This window comes from Aeromonas sp. 600724, from assembly GCF_049175135.1.
GTDB classification, from domain to species: Bacteria; Pseudomonadota; Gammaproteobacteria; order Enterobacterales; family Aeromonadaceae; genus Aeromonas; species Aeromonas veronii_A.
The window spans coordinates 53,820-71,210 of the sequence record NZ_JAAKUM010000022.1 but is presented as its reverse complement, the minus strand read 5'-3'; the positions used below and the strand labels follow the sequence as shown (position 1 = coordinate 71,210).

Sequence of the window (17,391 nt, the reverse complement as noted above, 5' to 3'; positions counted from 1 at the left end):
ATTGAAAATCAAAAATTGTTTTTGATGTTCGATGCTGTGAGTGCCCACACAGATTGCTTGATTCAAATTGTTAAAGAACGTCACGCTTGTCGCGTTGAGGAGGAGCATATTACGCTTCTCACTTCGAAAGTCAAGCGGTTGTTTTCGCTTTTCTTTCGGCGCCCACTTCGCTAGGAAGCTGGCTCATCAGTCCGGCGTGTTCCGCCGTGCTGGTAGGGGCGCATTATAGGGAGCCGCGCCGGGATGACAAGAGGAAAACTGCAAAAAATGGCATTTTTTACAACTTTCAGGTTTAACCGTTGTTTTATTAAACAAAAGCCCCGCATCGGCGGGGCTGTTTCGGGCAAAAAAACCTTAATTCACATCACACAGCTACCTTTTTGACCAGAATTCGCGTGCAAAGCTGCGCACCTTTTCCCAATCGGTAAATTCAATGTCCTTACTGGTGTCTGTACTGCCACCGGTAATCTTCATGATCAGCTGGATGATGCGCGTCTGCCACCAGTTATAGCGGGAATATTGCAGCGCACCGGCAAACACCCCCAGGGTTTTCGGCTTCCAGGGGGAGAGGCGCAGGAACTTCTTCATATAAGCATTGGTTTGCGGCGTCTGCTTCTCTGGCTTGCGGGCCGTCAGGTTGACACAGAAGAAGGCCGCATTGGCCACCTCCAGCTGCTCCTGATGAGCGTGAATAAAGCTGAACAAGCTGGGGTGGAAGTTGCCATAACGAATGGAGGCGCCGATCAAGACCTTGGCATACTTGCTGAGGTTGCACATCGGCAAGGTATGCAGGTCATGCATCACCACTTCGCATCCCGGCATCTGCTCCAGCATGACATCGACTATTTTGCGGGTTTGGCCATCCCGAGAGGAATAAAGCACCAGAATCTTGTCCATAACAACCTCAACTACGCCAGAATGCAGGAGTAAACAGTACCAGAAGCGTAAAAATTTCCAATCGACCAAACAACATAGCCAACACCAGTACCCACTGGGCCGCCGGCGAGATATTGCCGAAGTTGGCTGATACCTCTCCCAAACCCGGGCCTACGTTGGTGAAAGCCGCAGCCACAGCGGTGAATGCGGTCACTTCGTTCAGTCCCGTCATCAGCAAAAGCAACATGAACATAAAGAAGAGAATAATATAGGTGGCGAAGTAGCCCCACACCGCCTCGACGATGCGCTCGGGCACCGCCCGATTCCCCAGCTTCAAGGTATAAATGGCTCTGGGGTGAACCAACCGCTTCAACTCGCGCATCCCCTGCATGAACAGGATCATAAAACGCATCACCTTGATGCCGCCGCCAGTACTACCCGCACAACAGCCGATAAATGCTGAGAACATCAGCAGCATGGGCAGGAACGAGGGCCAGTCGGCATAGGTCGTGGTGCTATAGCCGGTGGTGGTACCCAGAGAGACCGCCTGGAAAAGACCGTGGTTGAGCGCCTCTTGCCAGGTGGCGTAGTGTCCGTGGGTCAGCAAGGCGACAAAGCAGATCATCACCAGGGTCGCCTGGATGGCCAGGAACACCTTGAGTTCAGAATCGTAAAGGTAGCGACCGAGCCGCACCGGGCGGTGTGAGAAAACGGTAAAGTGGAGCGCAAAGTTCACGCTGGCCAGCAGCAGGAACACCACGGTAATCAGGTTGATGACCGGACTGTTGAAGAAACCGATGCTGGCATCGTGAGTGGAGAAGCCACCGACCGACAGAGTCGAGAAGGAATGGCAGACCGCATCGAACAGCGTCATCCCGGCGAGCCAGTAGGCCAGCGCACAGAGTGCGGTGAGCAGCAGATAGATGAACCAGAGCGCCTTGGCCGTTTCGGCGATGCGCGGCGTCACCTTGGTATCCTTCACCGGCCCCGGGATCTCGGCGCGATAGAGCTGCATGCCCCCGATACCCAGCAGTGGCAGAATGGCCACCGCCAGTACGATGATCCCCATCCCCCCCAGCCACTGCAGCAGCTGACGGTAGAATAGAAACGCCTTGGGCAGATTGTCCAGCCCGGTCAGCACGGTGGCGCCGGTGGTGGTCAGGCCGGAGAAAGATTCAAAGAATGCCTCGGAAACCGACATATGCGGGGTATCGCTCAGAATAAAGGGCACAGCCCCCACGCTACCCAACACTACCCAGAACAGCACCACAATGAGGAAACCCTCTTTCGATCTAAGCTCCTTCTTGTGATAGCGGTTGGGAAACCAGAGCGCGACCCCGAGCAGCAGGGCCATGAGGAAAGATTTGATGAACTCGGCGCCGCCCCCATCCCGATAACCAAACGCAACCAGCGCTGGCAGCAGCATGGTCGAGCTGAACAGCGCAACCAGCAGGCCAACGATGCGAATAATGCTCAGGGTGTGCATTCCGGCTCCTACTTCAAAACGATAAAGAGCGATGGATTCTAGCCATCTAAAGGCTGAAGGGATACCCGCCCATGGGTTCTGTCGGTCAATTCGCGGTCAACCCGCTCCCAGACTGCAGACTCCCACGCCACCTGCAGGATGACCTGCTGGCCGTAATCGGCAGCCAGCAGTTCTCCGTTGTGATTGCTGATCAGTGACTCGACCACGCCCATGTCGCCATAGTCGCAATGAATGGAGGAAGGAGTGCGCGGCACCTTGAGTTCGGTCACCAGCTGCTTGAGGGCTGCCCCCACGCCGCCGCCATAGGCTTTGACCAGTCCACCGGTACCAAGCTGGATGCCACCGTAGTAGCGCACCACCACGGCACAGATCTCGCCATACCCAGAACCCATCAACTGGGCCAGGATCGGCTTGCCCGCGGTACCGGAGGGTTCGCCATCATCACTGAAGCCATAGACCTGACTATCTTGCGGTGCACCCGCCACAAAGGCCCAGCAGTGATGGCGAGCGGTCGGATGTTGACGCTTGATTTCGTTGATCCACCCCTTGGCCGCCTCGACGGTCGGGGTGTGGGCAATCAGGGTTATGAAACGGCTCTTCTTGATCTCTTCGCTGAGCTCCAATGGAGCGGCCGGAATGGAGTACGCTGCCGCCATCAGAGCCCTGCTTGTCGGGTCATGTTCTCCACCCCGTTGGCGTGCAGCACTATGTTGTCCTCAATGCGGATGCCGCCGAACGGACGCAGCGCCTCCACCTTGTTCCAGTTGACCCGCTTGCCCTGTTCGCCCTGACGCAGCGGCTCCAGCAGGCTGTCGATGAAGTAGAGACCGGGCTCGATAGTGAACACCTGACCTACCTCCATCACCCGGGTGCAGCGCAGATAGGGGAACTGCTCGGGAGCGGCCAGATGGGTGCCGCGCTCATCCTGCATGAAACCACCGGCATCGTGTACCTGCAGGCCGAGGAAGTGGCCGAGACCATGGGGGAAGAAGACGTTGGTCACCCCGGTATGGATCATCTCGTCCACCGACATATCCACCAGTTCGGTCGCTTGCAGCAGGCGCGCCAGCTTGTGGTGCATCTGCAGATGCAGCTCGCTGTAGCGACGACCCGGTTTGATCTCGCCGATGATCTCCTGCTGCTGCGCATCCAGCGCCGCGATGAGATCGGCAAACTCGCCACGCCGCCACGCCCAGGTACGGGTGATATCGGAGGCATAACCGTGGAAATCGACGCCCGCATCGATCAGGAAGGAGTAACGCTCGGCATCAGGCACCCGCACAGCCGAGAGATGGGTGTAGTGAAGAATTGCCGCATTGCGGTTGATGGCGACGATATTGCCGTAGGGCGCCTCATTGGCCCCCTGCCCGACCGCCTTCATGTAGGCCAGATTGATTTCGAACTCGCTCGCCCCTGCCATGAAAGAGTCCTTGGCCGCGATATGACCACGGACACCGATGCGGTTCGCCTCGCGCAGACACTCCAGCTCGTAGGGGGTCTTGTAGGCACGGTGATAGTGCAGGTAGTTGAGCACCGCCTCCGGATTGGGCTGGGTCAGACCCAGCAGCTCGGCCACTTCCAGATGACCACCCAGATAGGCCCACTCCTGCTTGTTGGCGGGTAGATGATCGGCCACCTGCTCCGGTCTGGTCAGGAAACGGATATCGAAGAACTCGACCCAGAAGGCATTGGGCAGATCCGCCACCTTGTGCCAGAAATCGACCGGACGATAGAACAGCAGGATTGGTTTGTTCACCCCGTCCACCAGCAGCCAGCAGTGGGGATTGTCCAGCACCGGCAACCAGGCCTTGAAGTGCGGGTTTACCTTGAACGGGTAATCCTGATCATCAAGGAAGATGCGGTGGGTCTGGCCGGAGTGGATGGCCAGCCCGCCAAGTCCCTGTTGCTGCAGGATATCGCGGGTGCGTTGCTGCAAAGTATCGAGATGCTGGGCAAAAAGTTGGCTGTAGCTGCTCATGGCGTCCTGCTCCGAGGTGAATGTGATTGCAGCATAACATCAAGCGCTTGGCGGCTCGACCCGTCAAGCTGCCGCTTCGTGAGGTAACGCATACGTTACAAACGTGTTTGTTATCAACAGAGAACCAGTCGTTAACAAATCAAAAACAATTCAATACACTGCCGGTAGATACATGAAGTCAGGGATTACTCATGGACAACCTCTGCCTGTGGCAACCGGATCCGCTCAGGATGCAGCAATCCAACCTCTACCGCTTTATGGCAGAGGTGAACCGCTTCCACGGCCTGCAACTGCAGGACTATCCGCAGCTGTGGCAATGGTCGGTGGAAAAGACCACCCGCTTCTGGCCGCTGGTGTGGCAGCACTGCGGCGTCAAGGGCGAACTCGGCAACATAGTGGCGGAGAATCGTCAGGATATGCAGCGCACCCGCTGGTTCCCCGACAGCCGCCTCAACTTCGCCGAAAACCTGCTGCGCCGCCAGGACGAGAGCCCGGCCATCATCTCCCGCATCGAAGGGAGCCCAAGCCGCACCCTGAGCTGGCGTGAGCTGGGGGAACAGGTTGCCCGGCTGGCTCAATGGCTGCGCAATCAGGGGATTGGTCGTGGCGATGTGGTTGCCGCCTATCTGCCCAATATCCCGGAAACCGTGGTAGCCATGCTGGCAACCACCAGTCTGGGGGCGATCTGGACCTCCACCAGCCCCGACTTTGGCGAGGCCAGCGTGGTAGAGCGCTTCGGCCAGACCCGGCCGCGAGTGCTGTTTGCGGTGGATGGCTATCGCTACAACGGCAAGGCCATCGATATTCAGGACAAAGTGGCAGGGGTCGTCAGCCAGATCGACAGCATAGAGCAGACGGTGATGATCCCCCTGCTCGGCAACCCGCTGCAGCTTGGCCATGACTGGCAGCAACTGCTGGCGAGCCAACCGGACGCCAGCCTCCAGTTCGAGCCGATGGCTTTCAATGACCCGCTCTACATCCTCTACTCCTCCGGCACCACCGGCAAACCCAAGTGCATCGTGCACGGCATCGGCGGCACCCTGCTGCAACACCTCAAAGAGCATCAGCTGCACTGCGACATCAAGCCGGGGGAACGGATCTTCTACTTCACCACCTGCGGCTGGATGATGTGGAACTGGCTGGTGAGCGCCCTCGCCTCCGGCGCCACCCTGGTGCTCTATGACGGCTCGCCATTTTACCCGGATGGCAACGTGCTGTGGGATCTCGCCCGCGACGAGCAGGTCAACTTGTTCGGCACCTCGGCCAAGTATCTCGACGCACTGCACAAGCAGGGTTATGCGCCCATCAAAAGCCACGACTTGCCGCACTTGCGGCTGATCTGCAGCACCGGCTCCGTGCTGTCGCCGGAGGGGTTCGACTACGTCTATCAGCAGATAAAGCAGGATGTGCAGCTCAGCTCCATCTCAGGCGGCACCGATATCTGCTCCTGCTTCGTCATCGGCAACCCGCTCAGCCCCGTCTATCGTGGCGAGAGTCAGGGGCGTGGCCTCGGTCTCGCGGTGCAGGTATTCAACGAAGCGGGCCAGCCGGTACAGGGGGAGAAGGGCGAGCTGGTCTGCACCAAGCCGTTCCCGGCCCAGCCCATCTACTTCTGGGGCGACGAGAATGGCGACAAGTACCACGCCGCCTACTTCGAGCGGTTCGACAACATCTGGTGCCACGGCGACTGGATTGAGCTGACCCCGACCGGCGGCATTCTGTTCTACGGCCGCTCCGACGCCACCCTCAACCCGGGCGGCGTGCGCATCGGCACCAGCGAGATCTACCGCTATGTCGAGCAGCTGGACGAAGTGGAGGAGAGCATCGTCATCGGCCAGCAGTGGCAGCAGGACGAGCGGGTGGTGCTGTTCGTCAAGCTCAAGGCGGGCTGCAAGCTGGACGAGCCGCTGCGCGAGCGGATCCGCCAGCAGATAAAACAGCACTGCACCGCCCGCCATGTACCGGCCCGCATCCTGCAGGTGGATGCCATCCCCCGCACCAAGTCCGGCAAGATTGTCGAACTGGCGGTGCGCGAAGTGGTACACAACCGGCCGGTCAACAATACCCATGCCCTCGCCGATCCCGAGGTGCTGAACCAGTATCGCAACCGGCCGGAACTGGCCAGTTGATAACAAACTCACATTCATCTGAGGCGCCGCAAGGCGCCTCTCTTTTGCCCGTTTTGTGATGAGGAGCTTTTACTCGATAACTGTTAAACAAATGTTTTAAATAGGTGTTGAAAATGTCTCCTTTTGGATCAATAGTGAGCCTCGCCCCCTGCTGGGGATAAAGGAGCACCACTCCCCACTGAGTGGGAACAAGGAGACACTCTCATGATCTACCAAGGCGAAACCCTGTCGGTCAGCTACCTCGAAAACGGCATTGCCGAGCTGAGGTTTGATGCCCCGGGTTCAGTCAACAAGCTGGATCGCGCTACCCTGCTCTCCCTGAGCGAAGCGATCGCCGCATTACAACAAGAACGTGAACTAAAAGGTCTGATCCTCACTTCCGGCAAAGACGCCTTTATCGTCGGTGCCGACATTACCGAATTCCTGGAACTGTTCGATCTGCCGCAAGACGATCTGCTCGGCTGGCTGAAAAAGGCCAACGACATCTTCAATGCCATCGAAGATCTGCCGGTTCCGACCCTCTCTGCCATCAAGGGCCACGCTCTGGGCGGCGGCTGCGAGACCATTCTCTCCACCGACTTCCGTCTGGCTGACACCAGCGCCAAGATTGGCTTGCCCGAAACCAAACTCGGCATCATGCCGGGCTTTGGCGGCACTGTCCGTCTGCCGCGGGTGATCGGCGCTGACAACGCGCTGGAGTGGATCACCACCGGCAAGGATTACCGTGCAGATGACGCCCTCAAGGTGGGAGCCATCGATGCCGTGGTCGCCCCCGAGGCGCTGCAGAGCGCTGCGCTGCAGATGATCAAGGACGCCATAGCGGGCAAGCTGGACTGGCAGAGCCGTCGCGCCGCCAAAAAAACGCCGCTGCGCCTCTCCAAACTGGAAGCCATGATGAGCTTCACCACCGCCGCCGGCATGGTTGCCGCCGTGGCGGGCAAACACTATCCGGCACCGATGACTGCGGTGAAAACCGTCGAGGCCGCCGCAGGTATGGGCCGTGACGAGGCTCTGGTGGCCGAGGCGCAGGGCTTCATCAAGCTGGCCAAGACCGACGTGGCCAAGGCACTGGTCGGTATCTTCCTCAACGATCAGCACATCAAGGCGCTGGCCAAGAAGGCGGCCAAGCAGGCAAGCAAGGCCACTGGCCACGCCGCCGTACTGGGTGCCGGCATCATGGGCGGCGGCATCGCCTACCAGTCTGCCAGCAAGGGCATTCCGGCGGTGATGAAGGATATCAACGAGAAGGCGCTGGCACTTGGCATGGGCGAAGCCACCAAGCTGCTCAATGGCCAGCTCGAGAAGGGCCGCATCGATGGCATCAAGATGGGCCAGGTGCTCTCCGCCATCACTCCGACCCTCAGCTATGACAACGTCAAGCACGTGGATGTGGTGGTCGAAGCCGTGGTCGAGAACCCGAAAGTGAAAGCCGCCGTACTGGGCGAAGTGGAAGGAATCATTGGCGAAGACGCCGTGCTCGCCAGCAACACCTCCACCATTCCCATCTCCCTGCTGGCCAAGGGGCTGAAGCGCCCGCAGAACTTCTGCGGCATGCACTTCTTCAACCCGGTGCACCGCATGCCATTGGTGGAAATCATCCGCGGCGAGCAGACATCCGATGAAACCATCAACCGTGTGGTGGCCTATGCCGCCGCCATGGGCAAGTCCCCTGTGGTGGTCAACGATTGCCCGGGCTTCTTCGTCAACCGGGTGCTGTTCCCCTACTTCTTCGGCTTCAACAAGCTGGTCGCCGATGGCGCCGACTTCGCCGCCGTCGACAAGGTGATGGAGAAAGAGTTCGGCTGGCCCATGGGCCCCGCTTACCTGCTGGATGTAGTCGGTATCGACACCGGTCACCATGCCGGTGACGTGATGGCGCAGGGCTTCCCGGCACGCATGAGCAAGGAAGGTCGCACCGCCATCGACGTGATGTACGAAGTGAACCGCTTCGGTCAGAAGAACGGCAAGGGCTTCTACGCCTACGAGCAGGACAAGAAGGGCAAGCCGAAGAAGGTGGCCGATGCCACTGCTTACGAGCTGCTGGCCCCCATCGCCAAGCCGAAACAGGATTTCGACAAGGACGCCATCATCGCTCGCATGATGATCCCGATGATCAACGAGGTGGTGCTCTGTCTGGAAGAGGGCATTGTCGCCACGCCAGCCGAAGCCGACATCGCACTGGTCTACGGTCTGGGCTTCCCTCCCTTCCGCGGCGGCGTGTTCCGCTATCTGGACACTATCGGTCTGGATCGCTACGTGGCCATGGCCGACCAGTATGCCGACTTGGGCCCGCTCTACCGCGTCAGCGACAAGCTGCGCGAGATGGCCGCCCAGGGCAAAACCTTCTACTGATTGCGGAAAGGAGATCCATTCATGAAAGACGTAGTCATTGTCGACTGTATCCGGACCCCGATGGGCCGGTCCAAGGGCGGCGCCTTCCGCAACGTGCGTGCAGAAGATCTGTCCGCGCACCTGATGAAATCCATCCTGCTGCGCAACCCCAACCTCGACCCGAACGAGATCGAGGATATCTACTGGGGCTGCGTGCAGCAGACCCTGGAGCAGGGCTTCAACATCGCCCGCAACGCAGCGCTGCTGGCCGGTATTCCCAAGCAGGTGGGGGCGGTTACCGTCAACCGCCTGTGCGGCTCCAGTATGCAGGCGCTGCATGATGCCTCTCGTGCCATTCAGGTGGGTGACGGGGATATCTTCATCATCGGCGGCGTCGAGCACATGGGTCACGTACCGATGAGCCACGGCGTCGACTTCCACCCCGGCATGGCCAAGTCGGTGGCAAAAGCCTCCGGCATGATGGGGCTGACCGCCGAGATGCTCGGCAAGCTGCACGGCATCAGCCGCCAGCAGCAGGACGAGTTTGCCGCCCGCTCCCACCGTCGCGCCCACGCGGCCACCGTGGAAGGGCGTTTTGCCAAGGAGATCGTCGGGCTGGAAGGCCATGACGCCAGCGGCGCGCGCTTCTTCTACGACTACGACGAGGTGATCCGCTCGGAGACCACGGTCGAAACCCTGAGCCAGCTGCGCCCGGTGTTTGATCCGGTCAACGGCACCGTCACCGCCGGCAGCTCCTCGGCCCTGTCCGATGGCGCCGCCGCCATGCTGGTGATGAGCGCGGATCGTGCCAAGGCCCTCGGCCTCACGCCGCGCGCCAGGGTACGTGCCATGGCCATTGCCGGCTGTGACGCCGCCATCATGGGTTACGGCCCGGTACCGGCCACCCAGAAGGCGCTCAAGCGTGCCGGTCTGACTGTCGGTGATATCGACCTGTTCGAGCTGAACGAGGCGTTTGCCGCCCAGTCCCTGCCCTGCGTGAAGGATCTGGGTCTGCAGGATCAGGTGGACGAGAAGGTGAACCTGAACGGCGGCGCCATTGCGCTGGGCCACCCGCTCGGCTGCTCCGGTGCCCGCATCTCCACCACCCTCATCAATCTGATGGAGGAGAAGGATGCCACCCTGGGGGTTGCCACCATGTGTATCGGTCTGGGTCAGGGCATCGCCACCGTGTTTGAACGGGTGTGATAACCAGCCGGATCGACGGGATGCACTACTGAGAGTTGTCCCTTTTCGGGGCCAGTCTGACTGGCCCCTTTTCAAGTCTGTGACGATCGCCACACGGGGTGCTCGTCAGTGGTCAGAAGCTGTCTGTTGGCCGTCCCGTTTGGGTCGGCCTTTTTTCGTTTTAATCTTATCAATAGGCTGTTATTGCCTTAAACCTCACATTAGATAGGGGGCTTGCTTGCTTTTTACTCCCCCGACAGGTTCAATCTGCACAAAAAAATGGGTGGATGCACATACATATGTCAATGAGCAAACAACTGCTGATCGTCGATGACGACCAAGAGATCCGCGAGCTGCTCAATGAGTACCTGACCCGGGCGGGCTTTCAGGTATTGACGGCGGCGGAGGGCAACGAGATGCGTCAGCAACTCGCCCAGCACAGCCCGGACCTGATTATTCTGGACATCATGATGCCCGGCGAGGACGGTTTTACCCTCTGCCAGCAGATCCGTCGTGACTCCCAGGTGCCCATCATCATGCTGACCGCCGCCTCCGACGAAGCGGATCGGGTGATCGGCCTCGAACTCGGCGCCGACGACTATATCGCCAAGCCGTTCAGCCCCCGCGAACTGCAGGCCCGCATCAAGGCGCTGCTGCGCCGCGCCGAATTCCGCCAGCCGGAAAAAGAGAAAGAGCCGAGCCGCCGCCTGCGTTTTGCCGAGTGGACCCTCGACACCCTGAGCCACCAGCTGACCCATGACGATGGCAGCCTGCTGGATCTCTCCGGCAGCGATGCCATGCTGCTCGGCATGTTCCTGCAACAGCCCGGCGTGGTGCTGGATCGCGACACCATCTCGGATGCCACCCGCGGTCGCGAAAGTCTGCCGATGGAGCGCGGCATCGACGTGCAGATCAGCCGTCTGCGCCAGAAGCTGGGCGACAACGGCAAGAGCCCGCGCATCATCAAGACCATTCGCGGCAGTGGCTACATGCTGATTGCCGAGGTGCACGAGCTGCCATGAGCAACAAGTGGTCCTGGGGGGCGCTGGTACCCCGCTCCCTGTTGTCACGGATGATCCTGCTGCTGTTGCTGGCCATCCTGCTCTCCCAGACCATTCTGACCGGCATCTGGATGCAGCAGATCCAGAAGCGGGAACTGGAGGGGATGCTCAGCACCACCCGCAACCTCGCCATGTCTGCCGCCTCCACCGTCAACTTCTTCAAATCCCTGCCGCTACAGTATCGCCATATCGCGCTGGACCAGCTGCGCAACATGGGGGGCAGCCGCTTCTTCGTCTCGCTCAACGAGGAAGAGATCCACATCAACGCCATCCCCGACAGCGAACGCAAGACACAGGTGCTGGAGGAGGTGCAGGGAGTGCTGACCCGCAAGCTCTCCGACGCCATGGCGATCAAGGTGGATTTCTCCCGGCCCGATGACCTCCACGTCTTCAACAACGACACCCTGCTGGCGGATCTTCCCTCCTCCTGGGCCCGCTACACCCTGTCGCTGGAGCCGCTCAATCCACCGGTACTGGTGACCCAGATCGAGATTGAAAAGGGGGAGTGGCTCTATCTGGCGGCCCTGCTGCCCGCCCCCTACATGACCCTCGACGATACCGTGATGCCGAGCAACCAGGTGCGTTTCATCGCCCTGATGACGGTGTTCCTCTGCTTCTTCACCTTTATGCTGGTGCGCTGGCAGACCCGCCCGCTGCGCCGTCTCGCCAAGGCGGCGGTCAATCTCGGCAAAGATATCGATCAGCCTTCGCTCAAGGAGGAAGGGGCATCGGAAATCGTGGCGGCGACCCGCGCCTTCAACATCATGCAGCACCGCATCCGTCGCTATATCGACGATAGAGAGCGGCTGTTCAGCTCGATTTCCCACGACCTCAAGACCCCCATCACCCGACTGCGACTGCGGGTCGAACTGCTCGACGACGAGGTGCAAATCGCCAAGTTCAACAAGGATCTCGACGAGCTGGAGCTGATGGTGAAAGGGGCGCTGCAGACGGTCAAAGAGACCGACATTCACGAGAATATCGAGGAGATCGACATCAACGCCCTGCTTGAGCAGATGGCGGAGTCGATGAACCTGCACGACGAGCGGCTGACCATCGAGGGGCACTGCAAGTGGCCCTATCGCGGCAAGCTGCTGGCGCTCAAACGCTGCATCGGCAATCTGGTGGACAACGGCATCAAGTACGGCCAGCGGGTGCGCATCATCATCATGGATGACGAGGAGATGCTGATCCTCTTCATCATGGATGAGGGCCCCGGCCTGCCGGACGATCAGTTCGAGCGTATCTTCGAACCCTATTACCGGCTCAGTACCGATCAGGCTGGCACCGGCCTCGGCCTTGGCATCGCCCGCAACATAGCCCACGCCCACGGTGGCGATCTGGTGCTGGAAAACCGTCCGCAAGGTGGCCTGCAGGCCACGCTCTCCCTACCAAGGCAGTAACCTTATGAAGTGGTTGTCTTTTTCTGTCATCGCCCTGCTCTCTGCTCCCGTTGCCGCCTCCCAGGTGGAAGTGCTGCACTGGTGGACGTCCGGCGGCGAAGCGAAAGCGGTCGAAGTGCTCAAATCCGAGTGGACCAAACAGGGCAACCAATGGAACGACTTTGCAGTGCAGGGCGGCGGCGGCAAGAGTGCCATGACGGTATTGAAAAGCCGGGCACTGGCCGCCAACCCGCCCGAAGCGGCCCACCTCAAGGGCTATGAGCTCAAGGAGTGGGCCGGGCTCGGCTTTTTGCGCGATCTCAGCCCGATGGCCGAACACCTCGGTTGGTACAGCCAGATGCCGCCCATGGTGCGTGCCACCCTCAGCCAGAATGGCGCCCTGATGGCGGTGCCCACCGGCATCCACCGGGTCAACTGGCTGTGGCTCAACCGCAAGATCTTCGAGCGCAACAAGCTGACTCCACCCACCGACTGGGCCCAGTTTGTCACCGTCGCCGACCAGCTTAAAAAACGGGGCATCACCCCGCTCGCCATCGGTAACGAGCCCTGGCAGCTGGCGGTACTGTTTGAAACGGTGGCGCTCGGTGAGGGCGGAAAAGAATTCTATCGCAAGGCGTTTCTCGAGCAGGACAGCGCCACCCTGACCGGCCCCGACATGGTGCGGGTGTTGACCCGCTTCCAGCAGCTGCGCGCCTATGTGCCGCAAAAATACTCCGGTCTGAAGTGGCATCAGGCCACCAATCTGCTGGAGAGCGGTGGCGCCGCCATGCAGGTGATGGGGGACTGGGTGAAGGGTGAACTGAGTGCCGGTAACTACCGACCGGGTGAGGATATCGCCTGTCTGCCGAGCCCGGGCAGCGCCGGACTATTCAGCTACAACCTCGACTCCATCGCCATGTTCAAACAGCGGGATCCGGCCCAGCTGCAGGCGCAAGGGGATCTTGCCCAGCTGCTGATGACGCCGCAATTCCAGGCAGAGTTCAACCGGGTGAAGGGATCGATCCCGGCGCTGACCAATCCCGACATGAGCAAGTTCGACCGCTGCGCCGTCCGCTCCTATCAGGATTTCCTGCTGGCGGAAAAGCAGGACAACCTGCTGCCCAGCATGGCGGAAGGGATGGCGACGCCGACCAATATGCGGCAGGCGATCCTCGATGTGCTGAGCAACTTCTTCAACGACCCCAAGGCCAACCCGGAGCAGACGGCGCTGCATCTGGAGCGGGCGATGCGCTCGACCCGCTGATCCGGGCACATTGCCAAACGGCAGAAATGACAAAGGCGGAACTGCTCCGCCTTTGTTGTTGAATCATCATCCGATTCAGGATTGATCGTTCTCGTCCTCATCCTCGTCATAGTAATCGCTGAGCTCGATCCAGAGCCCCAACCCGACCATCACCATGGAGCCGAACCAGGTACCGGTATTCCCGATCGGGCTGCCCATCACTATCATGGCGAAGGACAAGAACCCCATGCCTGCATAGGCTTGTAATCTGCCGTAGGAGACCTGCATATTCACCTCCTTGTTGAATATGGTTCAATTTTTATATTACTCGTCCGGCGCAAGCTGGATAGGGCTGAATAACATTTCGGTTACATATGCTGGTTAATGGGTCGTTTGTTTGATTATTTTTTAGCCCTGAGTATCATTGGCAGCCGAATAGGTTGAAGGTTGATAATAGATGAGTGATTTATTCTGCGGCGCAACCCACGAGTTGGACGCAATCGGGCTTCGTTGCCCGGAACCCGTTATGATGGTTCGCAAGAAAGTGCGGCTGATGGCGGATGGCGAGACCCTGCTGGTCAGTGCCGACGATCCTTCAACCACCCGCGACATCCCCAGTTTCTGCCGCTTTATGGATCACACCCTGGTCGCCAGCGAGACAGAGCAGGCCCCCTACCGCTATCTGATCCGCAAGGGTCAATAAGCCCCCGTACCGGAGCACTCCATGACAACCATTACCCGAATCGGCACCACCCAGCGTTGGTCTGACGTGGTCATCCACAATGGCACCCTCTACGTGGTGGAAGTGCCCGTCAGCGAAGAGGCCGACATCCACCAGCAGACCCGCGAAGTGCTGGCAAGCCTGCAACGCCTGCTGGAAGCCAACGGCTCCGGCGTCGACAAGATCCTGATGGCCAATATCTATCTCAAAGACATTCAGGACATCGCTGCCTTCAACGAGCAGTGGGATGCCTGGATTCCGGCTGGCACCGCACCGGTTAGAGCCTGTGTACAGGCCCGTCTGGCCCACGAAGGCTACAAGGTCGAAGTACAGCTGACTGCAGCTGTCTAAGAGGCGCTTATCCCCACCCCTTCTCCCACGAGGGGAGAAGGGAGCAAACAACAAGGCGCCATTGCTCGCAACTGCGCCAATAGAAAGGCCCCGCCATTACTGGCGGGGCCTTTTCGTTACCGAAACCTGAACGACTTAGGCGGTCGGGGTCAGGGTAATGGTCACGCGGCGGTTCTGGGCTTTGCCAGCGGCGGTGCTGTTGGTAGCAACCGGCTGATCCGGGCCCACGCCGGTGGTGGAGATGCGGCTGCCTGCTACGCCCTGACCAATCAGCTGGGCGGCAACGGCATCGGCACGATCGCGGGAGAGCTTCATGTTCAGATCGCGGGAACCTGTGCTGTCGGTGTGACCGACCACGTTCAGGCGGGTCTTGTCGAACTCGGCAACCACCATGGCCACGCCGGAGAGGGTGTTGGCACCGGCCGCTTTCAGCTGGGAGCTGGAGCTGTCAAAGGTCACGTTGTTCGGCATGTTGAGGATCAGCTCATTGCCATTGCGGGTCACGCTGACGCCGGTGCCCTGCAGCTTCTCGCGCAGCTTGGCTTCCTGCACGTCCATGTAGTAGCCGATACCGCCACCCAACGCTGCGCCAGCAGCAACGCCGGTCAGGATGCCCTTCTTGCGGTCACCCTTGCTGGAGGAGAGCGCACCTACGGCCGCACCGGCAGCGGCGCCAGCCAGCGCGCCCCAGGCACCTTTGGAGGTCTGGGATTCACCTGTGTAGGGGTTGGTGGTACAGCCGCTCAGGGCAACGGTCAGTGCCAGAGCAGGCACCAGGATCTTGGCTCGCATGAAAAAACCTCTGTGAAAACAATCCGGCACCATGCCGGGGGCCGGATTGTAACGCGCTGGCACGCCATTGTCTGACGCAAGCCTGAACAGATGGCGAGAGTGATGTTTTTTTGGGCAATCGACGGGTTGTCAGCGCGGTAACTGACACTCGGTATGGCAAGGACAGCTGACCAGATGATCGTTCACCATCCCCACCGCCTGCATAAAGGCGTAACAGATGGTGCTGCCGACGAAGTTGAAGCCGAGCTTCTTGAGCGCTTTAGACATGGCATCCGACTCCGGCGAGGTCGCCGGAATATCGCCGTTGCCTTGCCGCTGGTTGACGATGGGGGCGCCGCCGACAAAGCCCCACAGGTAGTCGGCGAAGTCGATCCCCTGCTCCTGCAACGCCAGATAAGCGCGGGCATTTCTGATGATCGACTGCACCTTGAGCCGGTTGCGGATAATGCCGGTGTCCAGCATCAACCGCTCCACATCCTGCTCGTCGAAGCGGGCAATCTGCACCGGATCAAAGTCGGCATAGGCGCGGTAATAGCTCTCGGTGCGCTTGAGGATGGTGATCCACGACAGCCCCGCCTGCTGGCCGTCGAGGCAGAGCTTGGCAAACAGCTCGCGGGCGTCATAGACCGGCCTGCCCCACTGTTTGTCATGGTATTCAATGTATTCCGGGTCCTTGGTCACCCAGGCGCAGCGCAGTTCCATTTCCTCTCCCTCGTTATTTCAGCGGTTTCCCCGACCCTGCCCACTCTGCAGGCGGCACTGCTCACATCATATACCGGACAGCCCGCCCGACCAGCCAGAGCGCAGCACCATCCCGCGAATCCGCTGCAATTTCGCCTATTATCCGACCATGCCAGACGGTATACTCCCTCGGTTCACATTCAGCAAATCTTGCTCTGATTTTCACTTCGCGCGAAAAAAATTATGCAAAAATTCGATGTCAAAACCTTTCAGGGCCTGATCCTGCAGCTGCAGGACTATTGGTCCCGCCAGGGCTGTACCATCATTCAGCCGCTGGATATGGAAGTGGGTGCCGGTACTTCCCACCCCATGACCTGTCTGCGTGCCCTGGGCCCGGAGCCCATCGCCTGCGCTTACGTGCAACCGTCCCGCCGTCCGACTGACGGCCGCTACGGTGAAAACCCGAACCGCCTGCAGCACTACTACCAGTTCCAGGTGATCATCAAGCCTTCCCCCGACAACATTCAGGAACTCTATCTGGGCTCCCTGAAAGAGCTGGGCATGGATCCCGAGATCCACGACATCCGCTTCGTGGAAGACAACTGGGAAAACCCGACCCTGGGTGCCTGGGGTCTGGGCTGGGAAGTGTGGCTGAACGGCATGGAAGTGACCCAGTTCACCTACTTCCAGCAGGTTGGCGGCCTCGAGTGCAAGCCGGTCACCGGCGAGATCACCTACGGTCTCGAGCGTCTGGCCATGTACATTCAGGGCGTGGACAGCGTCTACGATCTGGTCTGGTCTGACGGCCCGCTGGGCAAGACCACCTACGGCGACGTGTTCCACCAGAACGAAGTGGAGCAATCCACCTACAACTTCGAACACGCCGATGTGGAGTTCCTGTTCCACTGCTTCGAGCAGTACGAGAAGGAAGCCCAGAACCTGCTGGCACTGGAAAAACCGCTGCCGCTGCCTGCCTACGAGCGCATCCTCAAAGCCGCTCACTCCTTCAACCTGCTGGATGCCCGCAAGGCCATCTCGGTCACCGAGCGTCAGCGCTACATCCTGCGCATTCGCACCCTGACCAAGGCCGTGGCAGAGGCATACTACGCCTCCCGCGAAGCGCTGGGCTTCCCTATGTGTCAGCGCAGTGAGAACAAGCAAGGTTAAGGAACGGA

The 17,391-nt window shown here is 59.8% G+C and carries 16 protein-coding genes; 9 read left to right on the top strand and 7 right to left on the bottom strand.

From position 1 onward, the window contains the following. Positions 1–372: 372 nt before the first annotated feature. Genes hemG through pepQ form a run of 4 tightly spaced genes read right to left on the bottom strand, consistent with a single transcriptional unit; the run spans position 373 to position 4,340 of the window. On the bottom strand, positions 373–897 hold the full coding sequence (hemG, locus tag G5168_RS18715) for a menaquinone-dependent protoporphyrinogen IX dehydrogenase (RefSeq protein WP_005339483.1): 525 nt from the start codon (positions 895–897) through the stop codon (positions 373–375). Between the two features lie 7 nt (positions 898–904). After that, positions 905–2,362: a TrkH family potassium uptake protein gene (locus G5168_RS18710; RefSeq protein ID WP_421252569.1), complete on the bottom strand. Its 1,458-nt coding sequence runs from the start codon at positions 2,360–2,362 to the stop codon at positions 905–907. A 38-nt stretch (positions 2,363–2,400) separates the two neighbouring features. After that, the gene (locus G5168_RS18705; protein WP_421252568.1) at positions 2,401–3,018 is read right to left on the bottom strand and encodes a YigZ family protein; all 618 of its coding nucleotides are present in this window, start codon (positions 3,016–3,018) and stop codon (positions 2,401–2,403) included. Continuing rightward, a complete protein-coding gene (gene pepQ / locus G5168_RS18700) occupies positions 3,018–4,340 on the bottom strand; it encodes a Xaa-Pro dipeptidase (protein ID WP_201915699.1) in 1,323 nt (440 codons plus the stop codon). Before pepQ ends, G5168_RS18705 begins: the two co-directional genes overlap by 1 nt. Before the next feature lie 191 nt (positions 4,341–4,531). Here pepQ and G5168_RS18695 point away from each other — a divergent pair, with 191 nt between their 5' ends. From G5168_RS18695 to G5168_RS18670, 6 genes are all read left to right on the top strand, one after another. Beyond that, entirely contained in the window at positions 4,532–6,469 is a 1,938-nt protein-coding gene (locus G5168_RS18695) for an acetoacetate--CoA ligase (RefSeq protein ID WP_421252567.1), read from the top strand. A 204-nt stretch (positions 6,470–6,673) separates the two neighbouring features. Further along, positions 6,674–8,821 carry a fatty acid oxidation complex subunit alpha FadB gene (gene fadB / locus G5168_RS18690; RefSeq protein ID WP_421252566.1) on the top strand — a complete coding sequence of 716 codons (2,148 nt, stop codon included), beginning with the start codon at positions 6,674–6,676 and terminating at the stop codon, positions 8,819–8,821. 21 nt (positions 8,822–8,842) lie between these two features. Then, positions 8,843–10,006 carry an acetyl-CoA C-acyltransferase FadA gene (gene fadA / locus G5168_RS18685; RefSeq protein ID WP_265328647.1) on the top strand — a complete coding sequence of 388 codons (1,164 nt, stop codon included), beginning with the start codon at positions 8,843–8,845 and terminating at the stop codon, positions 10,004–10,006. Positions 10,007–10,284: 278 nt separating this feature from the next. Then, positions 10,285–11,007, top strand: coding sequence for a response regulator (locus G5168_RS18680; protein ID WP_005339475.1), 723 nt, complete (start codon positions 10,285–10,287; stop codon positions 11,005–11,007). Then, the gene (locus G5168_RS18675; RefSeq protein WP_005339474.1) at positions 11,004–12,449 is read left to right on the top strand and encodes an ATP-binding protein; all 1,446 of its coding nucleotides are present in this window, start codon (positions 11,004–11,006) and stop codon (positions 12,447–12,449) included. Before G5168_RS18680 ends, G5168_RS18675 begins: the two co-directional genes overlap by 4 nt. Positions 12,450–12,453: 4 nt before the next feature. Continuing rightward, positions 12,454–13,692 carry an ABC transporter substrate-binding protein gene (locus tag G5168_RS18670; RefSeq protein ID WP_421252565.1) on the top strand — a complete coding sequence of 413 codons (1,239 nt, stop codon included), beginning with the start codon at positions 12,454–12,456 and terminating at the stop codon, positions 13,690–13,692. Between the two features lie 75 nt (positions 13,693–13,767). On the opposite strand, the gene G5168_RS18665 is transcribed toward G5168_RS18670, so the two are convergent. Beyond that, entirely contained in the window at positions 13,768–13,959 is a 192-nt protein-coding gene (locus G5168_RS18665; protein WP_005339471.1) for a hypothetical protein, read from the bottom strand. A 169-nt stretch (positions 13,960–14,128) separates the two neighbouring features. Here G5168_RS18665 and tusA point away from each other — a divergent pair, with 169 nt between their 5' ends. Together tusA and G5168_RS18655 are read left to right on the top strand one after the other, a co-directional pair. Further along, positions 14,129–14,374, top strand: a complete 246-nt coding sequence (tusA, locus tag G5168_RS18660; RefSeq protein WP_005339470.1) for a sulfurtransferase TusA — start codon at positions 14,129–14,131, stop codon at positions 14,372–14,374. A gap of 21 nt (positions 14,375–14,395) precedes the next feature. Further along, positions 14,396–14,743 carry a RidA family protein gene (locus G5168_RS18655; protein WP_005355943.1) on the top strand — a complete coding sequence of 116 codons (348 nt, stop codon included), beginning with the start codon at positions 14,396–14,398 and terminating at the stop codon, positions 14,741–14,743. 135 nt (positions 14,744–14,878) lie between these two features. On the opposite strand, the gene G5168_RS18650 is transcribed toward G5168_RS18655, so the two are convergent. Together G5168_RS18650 and G5168_RS18645 are read right to left on the bottom strand one after the other, a co-directional pair. Next, positions 14,879–15,535: an OmpA family lipoprotein gene (locus tag G5168_RS18650; RefSeq protein ID WP_005339468.1), complete on the bottom strand. Its 657-nt coding sequence runs from the start codon at positions 15,533–15,535 to the stop codon at positions 14,879–14,881. A gap of 129 nt (positions 15,536–15,664) precedes the next feature. Continuing rightward, on the bottom strand, positions 15,665–16,237 hold the full coding sequence (locus G5168_RS18645; RefSeq protein ID WP_421252564.1) for a DNA-3-methyladenine glycosylase I: 573 nt from the start codon (positions 16,235–16,237) through the stop codon (positions 15,665–15,667). Positions 16,238–16,459: 222 nt separating this feature from the next. Here G5168_RS18645 and glyQ point away from each other — a divergent pair, with 222 nt between their 5' ends. Then, a complete protein-coding gene (gene glyQ, locus G5168_RS18640; protein ID WP_005339464.1) occupies positions 16,460–17,383 on the top strand; it encodes a glycine--tRNA ligase subunit alpha in 924 nt (307 codons plus the stop codon). The last annotated feature ends 8 nt before the right edge of the window (positions 17,384–17,391 follow it).